The organism is Pseudanabaena sp. UWO310, assembly GCF_006861605.1.
Taxonomy (GTDB): Bacteria; Cyanobacteriota; Cyanobacteriia; order Pseudanabaenales; family Pseudanabaenaceae; genus Pseudanabaena.
The window spans coordinates 13164-37490 of sequence record NZ_SELU01000036.1; the positions used below are offsets into that span (position 1 = coordinate 13164).

20 protein-coding genes and 2 pseudogenes are annotated in these 24327 nt (G+C 42.7%); 8 read left to right on the forward strand and 14 right to left on the reverse strand.

From position 1 onward, the window contains the following. Nucleotides 1-25: 25 nt before the first annotated feature. Nucleotides 26-829, forward strand: a complete 804-nt coding sequence (locus PseudUWO310_RS13150) for a phosphate/phosphite/phosphonate ABC transporter substrate-binding protein (RefSeq protein WP_142601964.1) — start codon at nt 26-28, stop codon at nt 827-829. Here PseudUWO310_RS13150 and PseudUWO310_RS13155 read toward each other — a convergent pair. Next, the gene (locus PseudUWO310_RS13155) at nt 811-2082 is read right to left on the reverse strand and encodes a tetratricopeptide repeat protein (protein ID WP_142601967.1); all 1272 of its coding nucleotides are present in this window, start codon (nt 2080-2082) and stop codon (nt 811-813) included. The two genes, PseudUWO310_RS13150 and PseudUWO310_RS13155, sit on opposite strands and share 19 nt — an antisense overlap. Nucleotides 2083-2822: 740 nt before the next feature. Here PseudUWO310_RS13155 and cysE point away from each other — a divergent pair. Both cysE and PseudUWO310_RS13165 read left to right on the forward strand, forming a co-directional pair. Then, entirely contained in the window at nt 2823-3620 is a 798-nt protein-coding gene (gene cysE / locus PseudUWO310_RS13160; protein ID WP_142601969.1) for a serine O-acetyltransferase, read from the forward strand. Nucleotides 3621-3893: 273 nt separating this feature from the next. After that, the gene (locus PseudUWO310_RS13165) at nt 3894-5615 is read left to right on the forward strand and encodes an iron uptake porin (protein WP_223805653.1); all 1722 of its coding nucleotides are present in this window, start codon (nt 3894-3896) and stop codon (nt 5613-5615) included. A 402-nt stretch (nt 5616-6017) separates the two neighbouring features. On the opposite strand, the gene PseudUWO310_RS13170 is transcribed toward PseudUWO310_RS13165, so the two are convergent. From PseudUWO310_RS13170 to PseudUWO310_RS23785, 10 genes are all read right to left on the reverse strand, one after another. Continuing rightward, nucleotides 6018-7055 carry an Mrp/NBP35 family ATP-binding protein gene (locus tag PseudUWO310_RS13170; protein ID WP_142601971.1) on the reverse strand — a complete coding sequence of 346 codons (1038 nt, stop codon included), beginning with the start codon at nt 7053-7055 and terminating at the stop codon, nt 6018-6020. After that, on the reverse strand, nt 7052-7453 hold the full coding sequence (gene fosX, locus PseudUWO310_RS13175; RefSeq protein WP_142601974.1) for a FosX/FosE/FosI family fosfomycin resistance hydrolase: 402 nt from the start codon (nt 7451-7453) through the stop codon (nt 7052-7054). The genes PseudUWO310_RS13170 and fosX overlap by 4 nt, the downstream gene beginning before the upstream one ends. Nucleotides 7454-7462: 9 nt before the next feature. Next, complete coding sequence (locus PseudUWO310_RS13180) at nt 7463-8461, reverse strand: HEAT repeat domain-containing protein (protein WP_142601976.1); 999 nt, start codon at nt 8459-8461, stop codon at nt 7463-7465. Nucleotides 8462-8465: 4 nt separating this feature from the next. Beyond that, nucleotides 8466-8693 (reverse strand): ferredoxin family protein, encoded by a 228-nt coding sequence (locus PseudUWO310_RS13185; RefSeq protein WP_009626391.1) that lies wholly within the window; start codon nt 8691-8693, stop codon nt 8466-8468. A 34-nt stretch (nt 8694-8727) separates the two neighbouring features. Continuing rightward, nucleotides 8728-9435 carry a class I SAM-dependent methyltransferase gene (locus PseudUWO310_RS13190; RefSeq protein WP_223805654.1) on the reverse strand — a complete coding sequence of 236 codons (708 nt, stop codon included), beginning with the start codon at nt 9433-9435 and terminating at the stop codon, nt 8728-8730. Nucleotides 9436-9606: 171 nt separating this feature from the next. Next, entirely contained in the window at nt 9607-10389 is a 783-nt protein-coding gene (locus PseudUWO310_RS13195) for a class I SAM-dependent methyltransferase (protein ID WP_142601979.1), read from the reverse strand. A gap of 3 nt (nt 10390-10392) precedes the next feature. Further along, entirely contained in the window at nt 10393-12117 is a 1725-nt protein-coding gene (locus tag PseudUWO310_RS13200; protein WP_142601982.1) for a fumarate reductase/succinate dehydrogenase flavoprotein subunit, read from the reverse strand. 143 nt (nt 12118-12260) lie between these two features. Then, nucleotides 12261-13595: a cytochrome P450 gene (locus PseudUWO310_RS13205; protein WP_142601985.1), complete on the reverse strand. Its 1335-nt coding sequence runs from the start codon at nt 13593-13595 to the stop codon at nt 12261-12263. Between the two features lie 59 nt (nt 13596-13654). Then, nucleotides 13655-14740 carry a sulfonate ABC transporter substrate-binding protein gene (locus PseudUWO310_RS13210; RefSeq protein ID WP_142601988.1) on the reverse strand — a complete coding sequence of 362 codons (1086 nt, stop codon included), beginning with the start codon at nt 14738-14740 and terminating at the stop codon, nt 13655-13657. Between the two features lie 448 nt (nt 14741-15188). Then, nucleotides 15189-17495, reverse strand: coding sequence for an FAD/NAD(P)-binding protein (locus PseudUWO310_RS23785; protein WP_142601991.1), 2307 nt, complete (start codon nt 17493-17495; stop codon nt 15189-15191). Between the two features lie 488 nt (nt 17496-17983). Here PseudUWO310_RS23785 and PseudUWO310_RS13220 point away from each other — a divergent pair, with 488 nt between their 5' ends. From PseudUWO310_RS13220 to PseudUWO310_RS13230, 3 genes are all read left to right on the forward strand, one after another. Continuing rightward, nucleotides 17984-18568, forward strand: coding sequence for a beta-class carbonic anhydrase (locus tag PseudUWO310_RS13220; RefSeq protein ID WP_142601993.1), 585 nt, complete (start codon nt 17984-17986; stop codon nt 18566-18568). 22 nt (nt 18569-18590) lie between these two features. Next, nucleotides 18591-18956 (forward strand): rhodanese-like domain-containing protein, encoded by a 366-nt coding sequence (locus tag PseudUWO310_RS13225; protein ID WP_142601995.1) that lies wholly within the window; start codon nt 18591-18593, stop codon nt 18954-18956. Nucleotides 18957-19143: 187 nt separating this feature from the next. Continuing rightward, the gene (locus PseudUWO310_RS13230) at nt 19144-19275 is read left to right on the forward strand and encodes a PLP-dependent transferase (protein ID WP_142601998.1); all 132 of its coding nucleotides are present in this window, start codon (nt 19144-19146) and stop codon (nt 19273-19275) included. Nucleotides 19276-19296: 21 nt separating this feature from the next. Here the strand turns inward: PseudUWO310_RS13230 and PseudUWO310_RS23945 are convergent. The 3 genes and pseudogenes from PseudUWO310_RS23945 to PseudUWO310_RS13240 form a co-directional block, all read right to left on the reverse strand. After that, a pseudogene (locus PseudUWO310_RS23945) lies at nt 19297-19593 on the reverse strand (DUF6984 family protein); the annotation flags it as partial. Between the two features lie 17 nt (nt 19594-19610). Continuing rightward, entirely contained in the window at nt 19611-20021 is a 411-nt protein-coding gene (locus PseudUWO310_RS13235; protein WP_142602000.1) for a hypothetical protein, read from the reverse strand. A gap of 30 nt (nt 20022-20051) precedes the next feature. Then, nucleotides 20052-20198: pseudogene (locus PseudUWO310_RS13240) on the reverse strand (transposase); the annotation flags it as partial. Between the two features lie 290 nt (nt 20199-20488). On the opposite strand from PseudUWO310_RS13240, the gene PseudUWO310_RS13245 reads away from it, so the two are divergent. Together PseudUWO310_RS13245 and PseudUWO310_RS13250 are read left to right on the forward strand one after the other, a co-directional pair. Beyond that, a complete protein-coding gene (locus PseudUWO310_RS13245; RefSeq protein ID WP_142602002.1) occupies nt 20489-23869 on the forward strand; it encodes a DEAD/DEAH box helicase in 3381 nt (1126 codons plus the stop codon). 59 nt (nt 23870-23928) lie between these two features. After that, entirely contained in the window at nt 23929-24303 is a 375-nt protein-coding gene (locus PseudUWO310_RS13250; protein ID WP_142602004.1) for a hypothetical protein, read from the forward strand. Nucleotides 24304-24327 lie beyond the last annotated feature (24 nt).

Here is a 24327-nt window from a genome sequence, read left to right on the forward strand (position 1 = left end):
TTGTGAAATGATTTTGTGAAAATCCATGATTATCAAAGCTGTTTCTTATCTATCACCAAATCTATTTTGGTATTACCAAGCGATTACCGAGGCTATTTTCCGCAACTGTGGTCTGAAAATCGAATTAATGGAAGCAACAACCGATCCACTGGATGACCAATTACTACAGCATGATCACTGGGATCTCATGTTTATCTGCGGATTGCCCCTAATCCGCCATAATCGCATAGCAGTAAAACCATTGCAGTTATTAGCTGCGCCTGTCATGTTAGGCGATCGCTATGAAAATCAGCCCATTTACTTCGCAGATATCGTTGTGAATGCAGCTAGTAATTTTAAGCGGTTTGAGGATTTGGCAGGAACGAGATTTTGTTATAACGATCGCGGTTCTAATAGTGGATATAATCTGTTGCGTTATCGCTTATTATCACACTCACATCACCAAGAAACAGCCTATTTTAGCGATGTTCAGCAATCTGGTTCCCATCAGCGATCGCTTCAGTGGATTGTGTCAGGATTAGCGGACTGTGCCGCTATTGATAGCGTGGTAATGGAGGCAGAATTACGCCAATTCCCAGAATTAGCCAAATCCTTGCGAGTTATTGAATCAATGCGATCGCCCATGCCTCCGATCGCTGTATCATCGCGCTTGGCTCCCAGTTTAATCGAACAGATGCAAAATACTTTATTCAATCCCGATCCAGATTTGCAAGCAGCCATGACAATGGCTCAAGTAAAGCGCTATGCAAAAGTAACAGCACAGGATTATGAACCTATTGCTGTTACTTTTGATGCAGCTATGCAGTTGGGCTATGAGGCGATCGCTTGAGAATGGTGATAGCGCGAGTAGCGATCCTGCTGGATCAAGGCTTCGCGATGAGCATCCTCATAAATCTGCACAAATAACTTTCTTTGTGTATTACTACCGCCCACCTCATGCAAGCGATGGAGAAGGGGCTTTAATTCTTTGGTAGTTTTTTTCCAGTCATAGAGCGCATAGGCAATGAGTCCCCTAGCCGCAGGTAGAGCCACTTCTTGCCAAGTCGTTTGTAAATAGGGTTGAACTCTATGGGCATAGGCTTCCATGCTAAAGAGCATTTCTCTCGCAAAGTCCAGACGATTAGCACGGGCTAGGGCATAGATATAGTGCAAATCTTGAAATGGAAGTGCATGTTCATGGAGGCGATCGCGTAAATAAGGAGCAATTTGTTGCCAACGCTCACCAACATCAATTCCTAATAGTTCTAAACGCAGCAATAGGGAAATTGCTCCTACTTGATCCTTAGGAGTCGATTTACGCGCCTTACCCCAAATATGATGATCATAAATGGATAGAACCCGATTAATCTCGCCTCGTGATAGATAGAAGAGTGCAATATGCCACCAATTATGGGTATAAAGCATCGAATTGCAATTTTCCCAAGTATCAGCAAAACTTTCCATCCATTCAATGCCCTCTTGATAACGTCCGCGAGTTTCCATCACATGGGCAACGGCATGTTGAGCCCAAGGATCATGGCGATTGATATCTAGGGCAAATCTGGCAAGGCGTTCTGCTTCGTCAAGGCGATCGCTTTGTTCAAGCCCAAAGGCAAGCATTCCCATTAGATAATGATTGCCCGCATTGGCATTGAGTACGCTACCAGCAATGCAAGTTAAACCCGATTTGTCACCCACATAAAAGTAATGATATTGTCCCTGTTGTACAGCTAACAAATCTTGAGGATAGCGAGTGACTATTTCTTCGCAATAGGCGATCGCCCGATCTATTTTTTTCTGAGCCCATGCTTCCGTTGCTAAAAAATGTAATCTTTCCCGTTCGTTGGCATTGCCAATATTATTTCTAGCCTGTTCTAAATAGGGAATTGCTTGCTGAGCATCACTCGCATTTTCTTGGGTGAGATAATACGCCGCTGCGAAGGTATTTGCCAAAACAGATCGCGAATCTGCGTCCAATGCTGCCAAGATGCTCGACTCAGCTTGATTGCCATAGCATAAACATTGTTCTGTATATTGATTAATTGCAGCGATCGCTATTTCAGAAACAGTGGTTATATCAAGTCCTTGAGCATCTTTAAACATAAGTATTGTCAACCTCTAAGGTTGCAGTCACGATTAAATATATTTACCAAAATAATCTACGGTATTTTGACGTGTTTGCAGTAGATTAAAGTAAGTCAATAATGAAAGTCAAGTAACGTAGAAGACATAAGCAAATTTGCGACAAATTATCACTTATCCCAATTCACTGAATTGAGCCAATAAGTCAGGACATCAAACCCAATAGAGAGTGGCGGCGCGAAGCGCCGCCACTCTCTATTGGGTTTGATGTTTGTCTGAATATAGATATCGCCAAATGTACTGGGACATCAACCCCAAGAATTAATTGGCGGCGCTTCGCGCCGCCAATTAATTCTTGGGGTTTGATTTGTCCTAATTCAAGTGACTGTAGCTATAAAAAACAAACCCAGCAAGGTTTTGAGATGCCCAAAATGGCGTTGCCATTTTGGGCATTGGTAAGTAATTCGGCATCAGTAAACTTAAAACCTAGAAGAGCGTAACGCCCACTTAGCGGACGTTACGCTCTCTGGTTTTGGGTTTTAATTATGCTCAACTGTTTATTACTCTCGGCAACCCGTGAATTTTGTTTGTAATGAATTAGAAAGTATTGTATCGTATTAAATACGGTATCTTGGTAGGGATACCGTATTTAATATTTTAGTTTACTAAATACTCCTTAAACGATCGCCATCCAGCCTTTGCTCCCAGCCTGCATAGCCATATCGTTCACTGCTGTTACCTACCTGCAATTAACTAAATTTATGTGGAATACCCTTGTCACTGACTTTCAAGTTATCTTTGAACGCGATCCTGCGGCTCGTAACTGGTTGGAGGTTTTTCTCTGTTATCCTGGTTGGCACGCCCTAGTTTTTCATCGGATCGCCCATAGCCTCCAACAGATCAAACTTCCCTTCTTACCACGCTTGATCTCTAATCTTGCCCGTCTGTTTACAGGGGTTGAAATTCATCCCAGCGCTCAAATTGGTAGCGGGGTATTTATCGATCATGGCATGGGTGTAGTCATCGGCGAGACGGCAATCATCGGTGATTATGTCACGATTTATCAAGGGGTTACCCTCGGTGGGACAGGAAAAGAAACAGGAAAAAGACATCCCACGCTCGGTCGCGAGATTGTTGTAGGAGCAGGGGCAAAAATCTTAGGAAATATATCCATTGGCGATCGCGTCAATATTGGAGCTGGCTCAATTGTGTTACGAGATGTCCCCGATGACTGCACGGTTGTGGGCATTCCCGCGAGAATCGTACGCCATCGCGGTCAATCTATCAAAGATACGGAACAGCAATCTAATCGCGAACATTTGCCCGATCCTGAAGCAGAGGCAATTAAAGCTTTATTTGAAAGGATTAAGTCCTTAGAAGATGAAATTGATCGGATTAGACATAGCACCGCTGTTTACGAACCTCTAAGTACATCAATGCGCTTATCCGAAGTATCTCATGCCAATTCTCATATTAATCTCCAAGATTTAGAACGACACAACTCTATTTACTCGTCCAACTATCTCATTCAAGAATTCCTTGATGGAGCAGGGATTTAATAGAAATTTCCTGTAAGGTTGATTACTACTGTGGGAGTTGATCATCAACAAAGATAACTCAAAAAAGATAACTAATGTCTCACAGTATACTTACATCCACCTTATCTTTCTTGCTACTGTTAGTTTACAGCGCTTTGTACTCAAACTTGAACCAAGAAATTTTTTGAAAGTGTTGCTTTGCAACACTTTCAAAAAATTTCTTGTCGTTCGTTTGATCGGAAATTGCTGCAAGTTAAGGGCTAATTGCTCCAGTGTGAGGAACAAAAAATTTATATGTCGAAACTGAATAGAATGAATGCGAGAAAATTATTTTTTCTTGCTCCAAAAGTAATTACTGCGAGTTTTGCTGCGTCTACTTTTCTATGTGGTAGTGCCAATGCTGAGACAAAAACTATTGCCATTCAACGCGATCCACTAAGCGATCGCATTGTGTCAGATGCAGATATAGCAAGCGCTACCAGTAATCCTAGCTTAATTGAAAGGGGAGAATTGCACCCCAATGTATTGTCCCAAAATGTCACTTCAGTATCTCAACTTAGCGATGTTCGTTCGACAGATTGGGCTTTTATCGCATTGCAATCTTTAGTAGAACGTTATGGCGTAATCGCGGGCTATCCCGATCGCACTTTTCGCGGTAAGCAAGCCCTTTCCCGCTATGAATTTGCGGCAGGGCTCAACTCGGCTCTAGACAAAATCAATGAAATCATTTCCGCAGGTTTAGCTGATAAGGTAAGTAAAGAAGACCTTGCAACTCTCCAAAAACTTCAAACTGAGTTTGCCGCAGAACTCGCCACGCTGCGGGGTCGCGTTGATGCCCTTGATGCCAAAACAGTCAAGTTAGAAGCACAACAATTCTCTACGACAACTAAGTTACGTGGAGAAGCAATTTTCAGCCTTGCCGCTGCTTCTGATGGTAGCAATGTTCCTGCGGGTAGCGATCGCACCAATACCGTATTCAGCTATCGGGCTCGACTCAATCTCGACACTAGTTTTACGGGCAAAGATTTATTGAGAACTCGCCTGCAAGCTAGTAATACTCAAAACTTGATTGCTCCTGCCTTAGCCAGTGGCAATACTACTCGCCTCTCCTTTGATACGGGTGGTACTACCAATCAGTTCGATCTAAATCGTTTGTATTATCGCTTCCCGATTGGTGATAACTTTACTGCCTATGTTGCGCCAATTGGACAGACAGAGGATATTATCGATCAGCTCAATCCTCTCACCAATGACGGTCAAGGAACAGTTTCACGGTTTGGTCGGCTGAGTCCATTATTGCGAATTGGTAGTGGTGGCAGTGCTAATGCTGATGGCTCGACAGGAAGTGTGGCAGTTTTAGGGTTTGATTGGAAAATCTCACCTCAGGGCAACTTACAAGTTGCCTATTCCGCCAACAATGCTGCCGCCGCTTCAGCAGGTGGTGCGGGTGGTTTGTTTGGGGGATCGACTGTGGCGATCGCTCAATTGGTATGGAAGCCGAGCGAAGCTCTAAAATTAGGAATTGCCTATGCTAATAGCTATCACCAAACCGCTAGCCTCAACTCTGGACTCAATCAGGATTCAATTACTGGTGGCACAATCACTGGTACGAGAGCAAATACGGTTGTTGGTAGTCTTGTTTGGGATATTACCAATAAGATTACTTTCAACACATGGGGTTCTTACGTCTTTGCTGATGCTGTGGGATCTTCTGGGTCGACTACTTTTACAAGCTGGGCGACTGCATTGTCATTCAAAGATGTATTTAATGAAGGCGATCTTGCTGCGATTATTTTCGGTCAACCTCTCTACAAAAATAGTGTAAGCGGCACGGCAACTAAAGGTGTACTTGCGGCTAATGATGCTACTCCTTACCATTTGGAAGCTCTCTATCGTTTCCGCGTTACTAAGAATATTAGTATTACTCCCGCAGTGTATTTTGTATTTAATCCCAACAGTGATAAAACTAATGGTACTGCCACAGTCGGTATAATTCGTACTACCTTCACTTTCTAAGTAATACCAAATCACAAAATGGCGTAGCCATTTTCTGATTTTAAAACCCTTACTGGGTTTGGTTTTCAATTCCCACAAGTGTAGCCACACTTGTGGGAATTGGTATAACGTCAATTCGGGTTAAGCTGGCAAATTTTAAAATCCCAAGAGTAAAAGCCTTGCATAGCAAGGCTTTTACTCTTGGGATTTGAGGAATGGTTTGCTACGCAAACCCTTTCTCAAATCCCACTGCAAATTATCCCGAACTCACGCTAAAACTAGAGAGCGTAACGCTCTCTAGTTTTAAGTTTACTCTTAGCTACTTAGAGTCTCGGAAAAACCCAAGCAGCTTTTTGAAAGTGTTGCTTTGCAACACTTTCAAAAAGCTGCTTGGGTTGGATTTGAGCGCAAAGCGTTGTAAGTTTACTTACGCAATGCGACCACTAAAGCATTAGCAATTTTTGTAAAAACTTGACTGGCTAGAAAATTCCGATCGCTTAAAGTCACAGGCAATCCGCGATCTCCACCTTCACAAATACAGGCATGAATCGGAATTTGTCCTAATAAAGGTGCTTGTAGTTCTGTCGATAATTGCTGACCACCTCCCTTACCAAAAATAAATTGTGAATCCTTTCCATCTTCCGTAAGCAAATAGCTCATATTCTCGACAATTCCCAACACAGGCACGCCCACCTGACGGAACATATGGACACTACGGCGCACATCCGCGATCGCTACCTGTTGCGGTGTCGTCACAAGAATCACGCCACAGATCGGACTTTCTTGCACAATCGTGATTTGAGCATCGCCAGTGCCGGGGGGCAAATCAATCAATAGATAATCTAGCTCCCCCCATTCCACTTGATGAATGAATTGGGTGATGATCTTATGCAAGACTGGTCCCCGCCAAGCAAGGGGATGATCGGGTTCGGCTAATAAACCTACAGACATCACTTTGATGCCATGAGCCTCTAAGGGAATGAAGCGCTGACCATTGGTAGTTTCAATCACTTGAATGTCAGAATGTCCTAATCCCAGCATTTGCGGCACATTTGGCCCATAAACATCGGCATCTAGTAGACCGACCTTTGCCCCTGTAAGGCTGAGGGCTGCTGCGAGGTTGACGGCAACTGTCGATTTACCCACACCGCCTTTACCACTGGAAACAGCTAAGGTTGTGCGAACTTTAGGAATTGTACAGAGTTCAACATAGGTTTTCTTGCACCAGTTTAAATTAGAGAGAGTTGCTATAACTTGCTCTTTTAATTCCAGTTGATGGGAACCGACATAGAGACGTAAATAGACATAATCATCAACGATTCGCAGATTTCGCACCATACCTAAACTTACAATATCATTTTTGAGAATAGGTACGATTATCCGTTTCAATAATTGCGTAACCTCCACTTTACGAAAGTCAGCCAAATCAGTAGACGCAATATTTGCAGAAGTTTCAATCATGAGTTATATGCCTTTAAACGTTGATTGAGAGTACCTGTATGCAACTCAAAAAGATGATTATCGTAGTCGTAAAAATATAGAGAATTACCTTCACCTTCGATACGGCTGCGGCTTTCGCGCATTTCTAAACCTAGAGAATTTATTCGCAACCGATATTTCTCAAAATCGCGATCGCTGATTTTAAAAGCGATATGATTGTAGGTTTTCTCGATTAGTGATTTTCCTTCCATAATTGCAACCCAAATACCATTAATTAGAAAAAACTTTTCTTGGGAAATTGAAAAAGTCTTGTCACCACTGGCATAGACCTCTTCAGCATCAAAAATAGTTGATAAAAAGATGGACATCTTTTCTAAATCGCTAACTATAAAAGTAATGTGACTAATCCCTTCAATCATAAATGTGAACTAGGTTGAGATTTGCGTATCAGCCCCAATTTGCTCAATCTTACTCATAGCGCGTGCCGCCCGAATACTAACTTCGCGATCGGGATCGTCGAGAGCTTGGCGCAGGGCTTGCAATGCATCAGGACTAGCCAGATCGCCAAGGGCGATCGCGGCATCTTTCCGCACATCCGCATATTCATCGGTAAGCGCCTTAACTAGAGCAGGAATCGCGGCTTCACTTTTGTTAGTTTGGTGATCATTCTGGAAAATCTGCTGCAAAGCCTGCGCCGCAAAGCGTCTGACTTGCCAATGCTCATCGGCGATCGCTTCAATGAGTACTGGAATCGCGACACTATCGCCATGAATCGCTAAAGCCTTAGTGGCGTTGCGCCGCACTTGCCAATCGGGATCTTCCCTTAAAGCTTTACTCAAGCTAGGAATGACTTCCTCATCAGCGAGATGTCCCAAGGTCAGGGCCGCTTCACGGCGCACAAAATCAACGGGATCTTGCAGCAGAGGTAAAGCGGTGGGGCTAGTTTTGACTTGATTGAGATAGCGCAAAGTCGTAATCGCGGCTTCCCTCAATTCGGGATGTTCTGATTCCAAAAATGGCAATAAATAGGGTAAAGATTGCGCGTCATGGATCTTGCGTAACAGGATGAGAATATTTCGCTGAAGAGGTCGATTATCTTGGTGTAAAGCATCCAGCAATAATAAGAGTGAATCTTGAGAAACTAGTTCACCTAAAGCCGATAAAGCTACTGCACGAATTTCTTCATCAGGGGAGCCAAGGCTAGGAATTAAGTTAGGAATTACTTTAGGATTAGCAAATTCCCAGAGCGTGGCGATCGCTATTTTTTGGACAGCAGGGCTTTCATCGTTAAGGGCTGTCAGAACCACATCAAGCGCATCTTCATCGCCCAAATGTTGCAAGCTTTTGATCGCAACTAGGCGATCGCTCAGATCGTCAGACTGTAGTAATTCTATCCATTCTTGTAATTCGGGATCGGTTGTAGTCATGGATTTATCTCAATAAAAAGGGAATCTGTACCGTAATCGCACCAGTTGGACATTCTTTTTCGCAAGGCAAGCAGAACCAGCACTCGTCATATTTCATATACGCTTTGCCTGTTTCAGGATTTTTAGCTAAGACATCGAGGGGACAAACTTCAATGCAAGCAACACATTTTTCTAAACACTTCGATTCATCGACAATTACAGGAACATCAATACGTTGTTTAATTAAAGCCATGATTTTTGTTATAGTTTTTTAGAGAGGTTTCCGATTAATTGGATTTTGATCCATGAGCATAGATGAAATAGTTTTCTGTCACGCGCACATCTGCGGTAAACCCCGTATTAACCAGTAGAGTTCGCAGTTCATCTGGTTGATAGAAAATTTTGGCGATCTGGAATTCCCTGCCATCATTAAGTTTGCGAGTTTGATAAATTCCATTTTGGTCATTGACAAGATGATCCTTAGCGCGAGAAGTATAATCATTGCGGGAATCAATGACAAAAATCTGTCCTCCTTTACGAGTGGCAAGATAAACTTTATTTAAAAAGGATTGAAGCAAATCTGGTGGAACGTGGGAAATCCAAAAAGAGAAGAACACTAAATCGTATTCTTGCTCTGGTTCCCATGCGAAAATATCTCGATGTTGATAGGTAACTTTATCTGAATTTAATTTATTCTGATTGATGGCGATCGTTTCCGCAGAAGCATCGATCACCACAATTTTTGTACCAATTTGTAAAAGTTGCTCTGTCCAAATACCTGTCCCAGAAGCCAATTCTAAAACTTGATTGACTTGACCAATTTCCCGTAAAGCTTTCTGAACAATTTCAACTTCAGCAAACCAGCGATCATTAAGTTCCTGTCCGCGATCGTAGCGTCCAATGCGATAAAACCACTCATCATATTCACTGGATCGCGATCGATAGTATTCGATCTGATCGCGAATTAGTTTAGTAGTATCAATTGATATGTTCATTATTTGAATTATAGTGATTTATAAAAATTTATAAAAAGTTAATAATTGTTTGATAGAGAATTGCAGGAGTTTGAATTACTAGCGAATCACAAATATCTAATTATAACTTGATTGCTTATGGAAACATTACTTGTCATAGATTTAAATAAATTTAATCGATAAAATTATTTGTTAATTATCAAGCGTTGCTCGGAGAAACCGATAACCAATATCAAGCTCAGTTAAATTTTTGATTTCACGATATTTTCTCAACCACGCTCCACTATTTAAGTCTTTCTCTAATAAATTTACTCCTTGTACGATTAAATTTTGATCGGATTTTGCAAACGAAGAAATACCAGAACGTACTATGGGATCGAGATACAATTCTGGACGTTTCCAAGCGGCGGCGGCAAACAAATCTAATAAGTCATCAGGTAATAAAAAAGGAATTGCTTCAACTTTTCTCTTGGTATTCTGTTGAATTAAATCTATTTGTTGGTCAAGCGCTAAAAATTGCGAAGCATCATCCCACAAAAATGGAAAATAATCATAAAGCCATATCTTTGGAGCCAATCTAATATCAAAAGTTAGCAATACGATCGCGCCATTTTTAACCACTCGATGCATTTCTTGAAATGCTTTTGGCAGATTAGTAAAGTGATGAATGGCTAAGGTACTAATTGCACCATCAACAGAGCGATCGCTTAGCGGTAAATTTTCAGCATGACCAGTAAACCATTGAAGTTGTGGATGCGCGATCGCTTGCTGTTGCATCACGACAGAAGGTTCGATCGCCTTCACCCAAAATCCTTGATTGGCTAAAGCATAACTATAGTTACCTGTTCCCGCACCAATATCGGCGATCGCACTGCCGTTCGGTAAATCGAGTAGATCGATTAACTGATTGACAATGCGGCGATCGGGAACTCGCGTTTTTGCATATTGCTTACCAATGGAATTGTAAATCGTCATAATCTACCTCACTGCGACATCATAAACTTCTTGACGCACATCTACAGGAATGATATAGGGAGAAACATCGCGTTTAAAGAGAGTCATTTGTCCCGACTCATCCTTCTTTAAATTGACATGACAGAACCATTCATCATTATTCTTCTCTGGATAATCCAACCGATAATGATACAGACCCCATCTTGTTTCCTTACGGAACAGTGAAGCCCTTGCCGCCATCTCTGCACAATCGCGGATGAAATGTACCTCCATACAGCGCATTAATTCATGGGGATCTTGAGCTCCCATAATATCGAGGGTTTCTTGATAGCGATCGAATAGCCCTAAGCCAATCTCCATCTTATTTGTAGACTTTGGCGGTTGCAGATAATCATTCACCAAACGGCGTAATTTATATTCCACTTGGGTATGGGGAACGCCATTAGGTCGCGTTAATGGTGCATAAATCCTTGCCTTTTCTGCTTCGAGAAATTCAGCGTTTGGTTCAAGATGTTCTAAATCCTCGCTGTAATTCATCCCCTCGATTCCTGCAATTCTGCCATACACAAATGCGCCAATCATGTAATTGTGCGGCACACTCGCCATGTCACCCGCCGCGTATAGCCCTGCTACAGTGGTTTCGGCGCGTTCATTCACCCAAACTCCCGAAGCACTATGACCACTGCATAGTCCAATTTCGGAAATATTCATCTCAATTCCGTGAGTGCGATAGTCCTCACCCCGTCCCGCATGGAAGCGCTCACGACTGGGACGCTCATTTGACCACATGATCGATTCAATTTCCGAAATCGTATCGGGATCGAGATGGGTCATTTTTAGCTGCACAGGACCTTTACCAGAGTTCAGTTCTTTCCATACCTCTAGCATCATCTGACCGCTCCAATAGTCACAATTAATGAAGCGATGTCCTTCGGCATTGACCGTATGTGCGCCGAAAGGACCTGCAACATAGGCACAGGCGGGTCCATTGTAATCTTTGATCAGAGGATTGATTTGGAAGCATTCGATATTCGAGAGTTCTGCGCCTGCGTGGTATGCCATCGAGTAGCCATCGCCTGCGTTGGTGGGATTTTCGTAGGTTCCGTAGAGATAGCCCGAAGCAGGTAAGCCCAATCTGCCAGAGGCTCCTGTACAGAGAATCACCGCTTTCGCTTGAATGATCACGAAATCACCGTTACGTACATCAAAACCCACCGCCCCGATCGCTCGACCATTTTCTACTAAGACCCGCGTTGCCATCACCCGATTCGTGACCCGCACCTTATGCCGCTTCACCTGCCGCGCCAAAATTGTTTTTAGATCTTTCCCTTCAGGCATCGGTAACACATATTTCCCAATGCGATGCACCTGCTTGAGATCGTATTCCCCTTGAGCATCTTTTTGGAACTTCACACCCCAACTTTCTAATTCCTGAATTACCTCAAAACCCAGTTTACCTGTCTGATAAACCGTGGCCTGTTCCACAATGCCATCATTAGCGATCGTTACTTCGCGCACATACTGCTCAGGCGTGGAGTTTCCGGGGATGACTGCCGTATTGACTCCATCCATACCCATCGCGATCGCACCACTACGACGGATATTTGCCTTTTCGAGAATCAAGACATCGCGATCGGGATTCGCTTGTTTTGCCTTAATTCCTGCCATAGTGCCAGCCGTACCGCCACCAATGACGAGGACATCAGTGATGAGGCGTTGGGTGTTGATGTTGAGATTGGAGATAGACATGGTGATTGGGAATTGGTGATTGGGGATTTGTCTTATGATTTAGGTTTTCGATCCCCCTCAATCCCCCTTAAAAAGGGGGAAGAAGATTAAAAATTATATTCTCCCCCCTTTTTAAGGGGGGCTGGGGGGGATCTCTGGATATCTTATACAACTGCGATCTTGATACCTCCTTTAGGGGAAAGCGTGACTCCTTTCCGTTGGGGTTTAACGGGTTTGTCTTCGCGTAGTTCCAGATTGTAATGGGAGATAATTGTCGCTAAGACAATCTTCATCTCAAACTGGGCTAGAGCTTCACCGACACAGCGCCTTGCGCCGCCGCCGAAGGGCATAAACTCGTAGGGGGAAAACTGGCGATCGAGAAAACGTTCGGGTTGGAACTGATCGGCATTAGGATATAAATCTTCGCGATGATGTAAGAGATAGATACAGGCTTGTACTACCGTATGCGTATCTAATTTATGTCCCAATAGTGCTATCGGCTCTTCCGTCAATCTGGGAAATGTCAGCATCGCTACGGGATGAATTCGCAAAGTTTCATTACATACTGCTGTTAAATAGGGAAGTTTAAAAATGGCTGTCCAATCGGTGGGATTGTTGACGGTTTTTAATTCTGCCAATAACTTCTCTTTAACTTCAGGCGATCGCTGAATCCAGTACAAAGCCCAAGCCATTGCGGTAGCCGTAGTTTCGTGTCCCGCCACCAACAAGCCCAAAAGCTCATCGCGCAATTCCTGATCGGTCATGCCCTGCCCATCTTCGTCCACTGAAGATAGCAACATTGATAAAATATCGGTGCGGTTAGGATCATGATTTGCCCTGCGATCGGCTATTTCCGCATAGAGAATTTTATCCACCTGTTCCCGCTTCCGTAGAAACTTGCCCCAAGGACTCCATGCACCGAGATCCCTTTGCAGAGCAGGAAAGAAGAGATAGATAGCCCCCAAAGGAGTGGTGGTATTATCGAGCATTGTCGTCAAAAGCTGCTGGAGTTTCTGACGGCGATCGCCTTCGTATAAACCAAATACCGCTTGCAGAATTACCTCTAGGGAAATCTCTTGGGTGATATTTCGGGCTAAAAAAGTCTGCTGAGGCTTAAGGTTATCAAATACCTTCTTAGTGAGGTCAAAAATTAGCTGTCCGTATGTCTGCAACCTTGCCCCATGAAAAGCAGGCATCACGATCTGGCGACGCTTGCGGTGGGGATCGCCATCTAGCCCAAATACCGAATAACTGCCAACGACTGGTTCTAAAATTCTATTTGCACCACCAGGGGCGCTCAATTGTTTGCGATCGCTAGTTAGCACTTGCTGAATTCCTTGCGGATCGACCACAAACACTGAATTTCTACTAAAAACATTAGCTGTAAAGATATCTGGATATTGCTGCCCTGCCTTTTCCAGATAGCCGATGGGGTCAAGCGCCCAGCGAACTTTCTGGATAAATGGCAAAGTTTGGATGGGGTTGATTAATCTGGACATATTTTGACCTCGCGATACAGCTAAAAAAGGGCAATCCTAACGTTTGCCCTTGCCTAATATTACTTCCCATCCCAAACAGCTTCTTTCACCACGATGGGTTGAGGAATTAGCTTGAGTTTGGCAAAGGTATCCGCGATATCTTGCTGCTTTGCAATCACTTCTTCAGTGAGTGGCAAGATGCCATAATCGCGACGTTTTTCTGCTTTTTCGAGAATGGCAGCATCAACGCCAAGGGCAGGAGAGAGAAACTTAGCGATTTCCGCAGGGTTATTCTTGGCATATTCGCTCTCTTTTTTGAGTTCTGCCAAAAATAGCTTCAGGGCTTCAGGATTCTTCTCAATGAATTCCTTAGAAGCTAGATAGTAACCACGATTGGGTGCTAAGCCCTTGGCGCTGGCGAGAACTCTTGCGCCTGTATCAACTTCCACTGCAGCAAGATAAGGATCCCAAACTGACCAAGCGTCAACATTCTTTTTCTCAAAGGCGGCGCGACCATCGGAGGGTTTCACAAAGGAGAATTCCACATCACTGACTTGTAAACCTGCGGATTCGACCGCTTTTACGGCTAGATAATGGGCATTAGCTCCTTTTTGTACAGCTAGCTTTTTACCCTTGAGATCGGCAAGGGTCTGAATTGGCGAATCCTTATGAACGACAATCCCTTCTGCCTCAACACCATAGGGATCGTAGGCAATGTAGCGCACCGTGGAACCCTTAGCGGCTTGAGCAAATACAGGAGGTGCTTCACCCACATAGGCAACATCGATCGCCCCAGCATTTAAAGCTTCTACCATCGGTAACCCCGCAGGAAACTCAGACCATGTGACGGTTCCACCAGTTGATTTAAAGACTGTCTCTAAAGTTCCTTTCCCCTTTAGAGAAAAGAGAACCGTGGCGGATTTTTGGAAGCCGATTCGCAGCTTGCCCCCCGTGGCGCTTGGGGCTGGACTATCAGTTTTTGCTGCTGCGGTTGGGCTTGCAGCGGTAGTAGAGGTAGAAGTGGTAGAAGTAGTATTTGTGTTGTTGCTAGCTTGGGGAGCGCAACCTGATGCAAATAGGCTAGCGCTAATGGCAAATGCTGAGAGTTTCGCAAGCGCTTGAATCGGCAATCGCTGAGATTGTTTAAAGGGAATGGTTTTGAACATTGAGACTCCTCACAACAGGACAGAAAGATTTAAATCAAAATCAATTAGGGAAAAAGGTAGTCCTCAACAAAAAAGGATTTATTTTGGTAAGGATAGACAGCGCAGAGCGTCACCCATCATTTACCTATTTATCACTACCGAAAAAATTAAGATAAAGCAACCATCACCCTCTTCAGGATGAAGCTTTCATTGAAATTTAATATTTTTAGACCAAAAAATACGGTAATTACAAGTATATACCGTAGAATGCCAAAAAGCTAGTTATACCAAATCACAAAATGGCTACGCCATTTTGTGATTTGGTATAATTCACAAAAGTGTTGTCACACATTCGGGAATTGGTATTAAGTATTTGTGCAAATATTTGTGCAAAATAAATTACCAAAACCCGTAAAGTTGCGCTCCATAGGGGCGCAACTTTACGGGTTTTGGTATAAAGCCTCTTTTGCTAGATATACATCGCAAAGTAGTCATTATAAATTTCGGTATTTTTCAAAATAGTGAGTTCTATTTCTTTTTCATCTTGACTAATTGCTAAATCAATCCCAAGATTTGCAACCCCATCTTGAGGAATGAAATCACCACAGTATTCATTAGCAGGAACCGCCTCATTCATCTTTTTCGGAAAAGCAAGATTGAGATTATTCATAATCGTGATGAACTGCTCACGGGTGCGATCGCTAAATCGAGGATTCAGTCGCTTCTCTTCGGCAATCGTCGAGACGGTGCGACCTTGATAATCATGGGCAGGATAGACCAGCGTTTCATCGGGCAATGTAAATAATTTCTCAGTGACGGCATCGTAGAGTGTGCCCGCATCGCCGCCTTGGAAGTCCGTGCGCCCGCAGCCGCGAATAAAGAGCGCATCACCCGTTAACAGGTGGGTATTATTTACCAAATAAGATAGATGGGCGTTAGTATGTCCATTGGTAGCGATCGCCTGAATCGTGACCGAGCCTATCGTCAAAATTTCGCCATCAGCAAGGGATAAATCGGCTTTGAGAACGGCTGCCTTTTCGGGAACTAGGACTTGAGCGCCACGCAGTTGTCGCAGCTTACCTGCACCCGTAACGTGATCGGCATGGATATGGGTTTCTAGGCAATAGCGCAAAGTTAAGCCCAAATCATCGATCGCTTGTAAATCCCGTTCCACTTGTTCTAAAACGGGATCGACCAGTACCGCTTCTCTGGTCTGGCGATCGGCGATGAGATAGGTATAGCTGCTAGTTTCAGGATCGCAGAATTGACGGAAGATTAGCGCTGAATTTACCTGCTGGAGAATATCGCCAATCAGTAGCGGCGTAGTGGGAATAGAACGCACTCGCAGAGGTAGCGATCGCAATAATGTTTCCGCTAGAGCTTGAGCCTGTCCGCGCAACTCAGGAACGGCGATCGTTTCCCAGAGATCACCTTTGCGTGGTGTACCAATGGTATAGAGAATATTTGAAGGTTTATGCGTGCCATTGAGTAAAGCACCATTGGCAGCGGATGCAAGCCCTAAACCAAGGAGATTTGGATGGATGAGATTTTGCGATCGCAAACTTTCCACTAATGGATGATTAGATTTGCGATAGTCGGCTGCGACACCTGTACAGTTAACCACACGATGAACTTGTAAAGTATAGCTGGGCTTGTTTTGAAATTTATTAGTCCTTGCTTGAATTGTAACGGCTACGCCATTTTCGTCTTGTTGCTGATTTTGAATTCGTCCTGCGGCGATCGTCAATTGCCCTGAGGCTAACAATCGGTCGAGAACTTCCGCGACCTGCTGAGCAATGCGATGACGATGCACATCCCAATAGGGAACCGCATGACGCAAAAATCGTTTCTGTTCCTGAAGTGGAAGCTGTTGCCAAACCTTCTGGGTAATTGGACGTAAAGAATCTATGACCGCACGCCAATCATAGCCCTCTGATTCCGCTTTCTTAACTTCCATTCTCAAACATTGCCATAGCCCTAGAGCAGTTTTCGGCGCATTTTCAACGGTCAAAAATGGAGGATAAGGCTTAGTAGCTTGATGTCTTTGTGGTGACAATCCGCGTCGTGATATCGCGTAGATTTTGCCCTTATGGTTCCGCTCATGCAACAACAAAACCATATCCACCATCGTTAAGCCCGTACCGATCAGCAATACATCATCATCAAGATGCAAATCTTCTAAAGCTGCGGTTGACCAAGCATTACGAATATGATCAGCGTCTTGGGGCAAGGCGTTGGGCGAATTTCCGAGCGCTAAGACCACCTTATCCGCAGCGATCGCCCCTTGATGCTTTAGGAAAACTCGCGCTCGTTCTGAACTCGCTGTTTGAATTTTCTCCACAGCAATTACTTCATCGGTTATTCTTTCTAGCTTGATATGATTTGGAGCCGTAGCAAGAGCTTCTTCTAAAACTGATTGAATATACAGTCCATAGACCTTGCGCGGGATAAAGGTACTTGCCGTAATTTCATGCGGAAGGAAGTCGGCTAGTTCGCTGTAATTGTAATAGAGCCAGCGCAAAAAATGTCCCGCATCATTGGGAAAAGCAGTCATATTTCCCGCCGATACATTGAGCAAATGACAGTCTGTATCTGTACTGTAGGCAATACCCTTGGCAATTTGTTCACGGCGCTCAATTAGTTTAATCGCCAATGGTTGCGTCGCCGTTTTTAAGAGATTTACTGCCACAAGTGTCCCGCTAAAGCCACCACCAATAATTGCGATCGTTGCAGATTTAAATTCATTGGGGTCTTTTTGAGTATTGTTTTGAGCCATATCGTTTAACTAGTCGATGATGAAGGTTTAGGAAGCTGCGATGAAATTTTGTGAATTTTTTTCGTAGAGTAGCTGATCAATTTGCCCTGCTGACGGGTATTTAAAAACCGTCTTTTAGCTAAAAAATGCTCTTTTTTTGTAAAAATTGCAAGTAAACCCCAGAATTTAGACGAATGAATCCTGTTTTGACTACGTTAAGTACAGTTAAGTACATAAGTATATAGATAATTACACAATGACAAAAAATCTACGGCTTATACACAACAATTTAGATGTTTATTGGCAAATCATTGACTATTAGTGGGTTTCAGGTCAATTTAATCGTCAAAAACTCATAGTTAAGGCGATCAAAAAGCTTGCTTTTGAGATGTCAAGGTGGTAGTTTTGACCTAGCAATCTACGGCAATTTTATCGGGTTATCGTAGTTTTAGTAAATAAGTAAATCTATCAAAAACTGAACAAGAGTAAAGACTAGGGGTATAAAGGCAATGAGCCAAATTTTGCAAGAGGTATTGTCGGCTAACCAAGCTTATGTAGAAAATTTCGGGGAGAAGGGATCACTACCTTTGCCCCCAAGTCGGCACTTTGCAATTTTGACCTGTATGGATGCGCGGCTCGATCCTGCCAAATATGCAGGACTAGCTGAAGGAGATACCCATGTGATTCGTAATGCAGGCGGACGCGCTAGTGATGATGCCATCCGATCGCTAGTTATTTCTTATAAACTTCTTGGCACAAGGGAATGGTTTGTCATTCATCACACGGATTGCGGAATGCAGTTATTTACCGATCAGACCATTCGCCAGTTACTAGCCAGTAGCCTGAAAACTTCTTCCATTGATGAAAATGGCTGGCATGATTCGGGTGAAGGAGAAGGCTCTAGTGAAGCAGAATTTATCGATTGGCTAACTTTCCCAGACTTGGCGGAGAGTGTCGTCATTGATGTGAAGCGAATTCGCAATCATCCCCTTGTTCCCAAGGAAATTCCCATCTATGGCTTTATCTATGATGTTAAGACAGGTAAGTTGATCGAAGTGCCTGAAGCGACAACGATTGGTAAAGCATCGGTTTAAAAATCAAGAGGTAATCAGAAACATGGCACATAGTGAAGGATTTCAAAAACTAGCGGCTGATGCTAAAACTAGAATTAAGGAGATCTCCGTAGATGGATTAAAGAATCTAGAAGCATCTGAAAAGCCAGTAATCATCGATGTCCGCGAAGAAAGTGAATGGAATGCAGGTCACGCTGAAGGTGCAATCCATCTCAGTCGTGGCATCATCGAGCAGAAAATTGAAGAAGCGATCGCTGATCCCAATATACCGATTGTTTGTTACTGCGGTAGTGGTAATCGTTCGGCTTTAGTCGCAGATTCTTTACAAACAATTGGCTACACCAATGTATTTTCCCTTGAGGGTGGTTTTCGTGCTTGGAAAGAATCAGGACTACCAACCCAAGAGTAGCAAAGTTTTGCTTTGCCAAACTTTGCTACTCTTTACTTTTTTCAAATTCTTTTACTTATAGCTACCGCCAGTCTTGTTAGGACAAAATTAAAACCCAAAATAGTGTTGCCTCGCGGAGCGAGGCAACACTATTTTGGGTTTTATGTTCTGATACAGTGGACGGCAACTATAATTGGTGAGCATAACTATGCCTGAAAATCATCACTTTGAAGCATTACAAATTCGTGCTGGGCAAAAGCCTGACCCTGCTAACAATGCCCGTGCTGTTCCCATTTATCAAACTACTTCCTATGTATTTGATAGCGCCGATTCGCTCTAAGTTTGAGCATCTAGATACAGGCGAATAATCGACTTTCCAAATATCAAGCTCAAACAGTTGATTGTGATTATCTAAATTTAATTGAACGCATACAAGAACTTGATCTTCATCCAGAAACTCAGCTTCAGCCAATGTTTTACCAAGCTTTCTATTTGAATCATTGGTACAGGATATGAAGAGAAGACTGCCCATGCCACCATCATCCATATCCTCAACTAATATGGTATCTAGTGTTGGCACGATTATTTCAGCAATCTTAGAGTTGGTCATAAGTAGAGCTTTTATCAATGATACTTCTTCAACTTCTAGTAGCCGCATATTTCTTCATGTTAAATTTAAACTAATCTCTGAGAAAATGCTCTCAACTTAATCAGTGAGCGCTTTGGTTGATTGGATTTTTCTGCAAACTCATCTAGCATCTTTACTAAATCTATAACTGATTTTTGAACTTCTTCTATGAATTGGAATTTATTTAGAATAGTAGCTTGTTGAGTACCATACTGTATTTTAAGTAGGCTACCCTTGCAACAAAATACAATGTCGTTAGATTCAATAAGAGGATCTACTCTAACAACGTCTTCCAATTTCATACGTTCAATCCCTTCTACAAAAGCCTCAAAAAAAGCATCAAGATATGTGTACTCTTCTGCAACATCTCCCTCGTCACCCGAAATTTTCATATCTCCTATTGGATCATACAAATTTGCTCCTTCGTCTATATCAAGATTCCATTCTATGTATTTCATAACACTTCACTTAATATAGAATATAAAAAGGAATACAGTTTCAATTGCATTAGGAAATCCTGTCAAGCCATCAATGCAAACTATCAAAATATCTTTGCCCCCATGATTGCGAATTTCAGTCACTACTGACAACCAGAATTTTGCATCCTCATTGAGGGAAATCCACATACCGAGTAATGGTCAGGATCTCCTTCTTGAGTAATATCTATTGGCGGTAGCTATAGTTGTTAGCAAAACTTACCATAACTAGCCAATAATCCCAAAATCTATTATATATTTGATTAAATGAACTTACAGCAATTATCGATCAAACGAACTACAAGGAAATTCTTGAAAGCTTTGTAAAGCAAAGCTTTCAAGAATTTCCTTGGTTTGGGTTTGAGCGCAAAGCGTTGTAGATAAGTCCATCAACTATTATCTTAGACTGATATCTTAAGACTGATATCTTAGACTGATCGGGAAAAACTATGAAAATTCTACATGGTACTTGGATTTCTGACTATAGTTCCGATCATAGTAATGATTTTATCCAAACTGGTCATTTTTATATTTGGGTAGAGACGACGGAACCGAAAGCGATCGCCACAAACAAGCGCAAATCATCTAAGACGGCTCAAGCATCAGAGGCGATCGCCAAACATCCTACGAGCATGGATGAATCAGACTTAAAGTCCTTTCTCTATAAAGATCTAGCTATCAAAGATGAGCTTCTAGAGGAGCCAAATAATAAAAGATATGAAAAGAAAAAGATTATCTTTCCTCAATATTTTCTATTGCCAACTAGCGATAATCAACCATTACCATCCCTAGAATCGGCAAGATACTTAGAAATCGAAAGCCCTGAAGATTTTTACTTGCAATACTGGCAAATTGACTGTTATCAGGTGACTACTCCCGTCAAAACTGGTAGTTATCAATATAGCAGAGCGATTAATGTTATCAAGTTGCTGAATGATTTACATTTCATCGCGATCAATAATCTTGCGGAAGTACAACTAGGCTCCGACTTACTATTTTGGTATCACTATACCCAAGCCTTTAAACAGATTATTCTCAAGGAGCAATATATTCCTGCCTTGAAGTATCGAGATCTGGGGGTGAAAGCTACTAAAGGAACCAAAACTTCTGCTAAAACATCTGCAAAGTCCAAAAAAGAAGCAAGTCAAGCCCCAAAATTTGAAATATATCCCGCTTGGGAGATCGTTTCTGAAAAATATGAAGAAGAATTGGGGCAATATGTAGAATATATGCCCCTAGCTTGTGTCTCAGGTTTTAGCGAACCTAATTCTCAACCGTTATTTAGCGATCGCCGCACTCTATTACAACATTTCTCAGAATCATTGCTCCATAGCATTCTCACCAATACTCCATCGACAGCCCAATTTGATAAACAGGTATCTAATTCTTTATTACAGAAATGTCTTGATTTTTCCGATCATCATTTCACCGATCCGATGATTGCTGATGATGCAGCTTTGGAAGAATATCAACAATGGCAAGCATGGCGACAAAAAATTGTTCGTACACAATCGGATGCCGATTTTTATCTCTGCTTTCAACTCCAAGCTCCATTTAACGAAGGGGAGCCTTGGCAATTGCAATTTCAAGTTGCTCCTAAACAAGATCCTTCACTGAAATTGCCCCTAGCCGATTATTGGACAATGACTGCTGCTAAAAAGAAGATAACAGAAAAGCAATTTGGCAAAGAGTTTGAGCAAAATCTATTATTAAATCTTGGCTATGCCGCCAGAATCTACAATCCCATTTGGCAAGGCTTAGAAACCGATCGCCCGATTGGATTAAGTCTAGATCTCGATCAAGCCTTTGAATTCCTAAAAGAATCAGCATGGGTTTTAGAAGATGCTGGCTACAAAGTCGTTGTGCCTGCTTGGTGGACTCCTGCGGGAAGACGCAGGGCAAAAATGCGCCTGAAGGGTTCAGGCAAAAGCGCAGCAAGTTCTAAAACTCAAGCCAAGAGCTACTTTGGTTTTGATCAACTAGTGGAATATCAGTACGAATTAGCGATCGGAGATGAAAGCATCTCCGCCAAAGAATGGGAACAGCTAGTCAATGCGAAAACACCCTTAGTTAAGTTTCGTGGCGAATGGATTGAACTCGATCGCGACAAAATGCAGGAGATGCTCACCTTCTGGCAACAACAGGGACAAGGCACATCGGCAATGAGTCTGATTGAACTAATGAAGCTAACCGCCACTGATCCTGATTGGGAAGTTGATCGTAACAGTACCCTTGCCGAAATGCTATCAAAGTTGCAAAACAAGCAGCAATTTGAACCAATTGAAAATCCACCACAACTAAAGGGAACTCTGCGCGAATATCAAAAACGTGGCGTAGCATGGTTACAATATTTAGAAAATCTGGGCTTAAATGGTTGTCTAGCCGATGATATGGGCTTGGGTAAGACAGTGCAGATTATTGCCAGATTGGTGAATGAGCGAGCCGCAATTACAGAAATTGCCGAACCCACTAAAGCCAAAAAATCAACCAAAACAACAAAATCTAAAACAATTTCTCCTGCCTTTGCATCGATAAACGACATCCCGCCCACGTTATTGATTGCTCCCACATCCGTTGTTGGTAACTGGCAAAAGGAAATCGAGAAGTTTGCCCCCCATTTACGAGCGATCGTCCATCATGGTAGCGATCGCCTACAAGATGCGACCGCTTTTCAAAATATCTATCAAACCCATGATTTGATCATTACTTCCTTTACCCTCATTCGCAAAGATGAAGCTCTATTTAGTGCCGTCAACTGGCATCGGATCGTGATTGATGAAGCGCAAAATATTAAAAATCCCAAAGCCGCCCAAACTAAAGCAATTCTCAAATTAGAGTCCAAACATCGCCTCGCCCTCACAGGTACACCCGTTGAGAATCGCCTCTTAGATTTATGGTCAATTTTCAATTTCCTCAATCCCAACTACTTGGGCAAAGAAGCCCAGTTTAAAAAATCCTTTGAAACGCCAATTCAAAAGAATAACGATCAAATTCAAGCAAGTGTTCTCAAAAAGCTAGTCGAGCCATTCATTCTTAGGCGTGTCAAAACCGATCAATCCATCATCAAAGATCTACCTGATAAAATCGAACAAAAGCTCTATACTAACCTCACTAAAGAGCAAGCCTCTCTCTATGAAGTAGTAGTGAGGGACGTGGAAAAACAACTCAATGAAGTCGAAGGAATTCAGCGTAAGGGATTAATTCTCTCAACATTGCTCAAACTCAAACAAATTTGCAATCATCCGCGCCAGTTTTTGCAGGATGGCAGCGATTTTACGCCAGAGCGATCGCATAAGCTTAGCCGTTTGTCCGAGATGATGGAAGAAGTAATTGCGCAAGGAGAAAGCCTATTAATCTTTACGCAGTTTACCGAAATCGGTGATGCACTAGAAAAATACATCCGTCAAAAGCTGCATTACAACACCTACTACATTCACGGTGGCACAAATCGTGATAAACGCGAACGGATGATTACCGAGTTCCAAGATCCTGAAACGGAGCCTTCGATATTTATTCTTTCCCTCAAGGCTGGCGGTGTCGGCATTACGCTCACCAAAGCAAACCACGTTTTCCACTTCGATCGCTGGTGGAATCCCGCCGTTGAAGACCAAGCCACCGATCGCGCCTTTCGGATTGGACAAAAGAAAAATGTCTTTGTCCATAAATTTATCACCATCGGTTCCCTAGAGGAGCGTATCGATCAAATGATTGAGGACAAAAAGAAACTCGCAGGTGCGATCGTTGGTGCGGATGAGTCTTGGCTCACGGAGCTAGACAACGACAAGTTCAAGCAGCTTATTGCTCTCAATAGGAATGCAATTATGGAATAAGAACTATAATCCTGCTAATATCTAGTCAACCACAAGCAAACATTTATGACGTATTGTTTATGAGCTATGACCTCACATTTTTTAAGATTTCGGGACAAATGCCAAATGAAGAAGGATTTTGTGAAGACGACATTCAAATTATTGGTAGTCCAGAACAATTAAAAGGAGAACTATCCAGTATTCTCCCAGATCTTAACTGGGAATTAGCCTTAGCAGATCATGCCGACTATGCATTTTGGCAGAGTGTGATTACAGATGAGGATACTTGGTATCGTTTCCATATTTCAGCAACCGAACCAACTGTCAATTACTTTACGGTTAGGACTTCACACCGAACTCTATCCAGAAAGTTAATTCCTTTGATCTGTTCTCGGCTTGATCTTGTCGCTTTTGATATGCAAACCGAAGATGTGATCGAAGTAACTATTAAATAGAAATGCAATTATGGATTAGCAGTT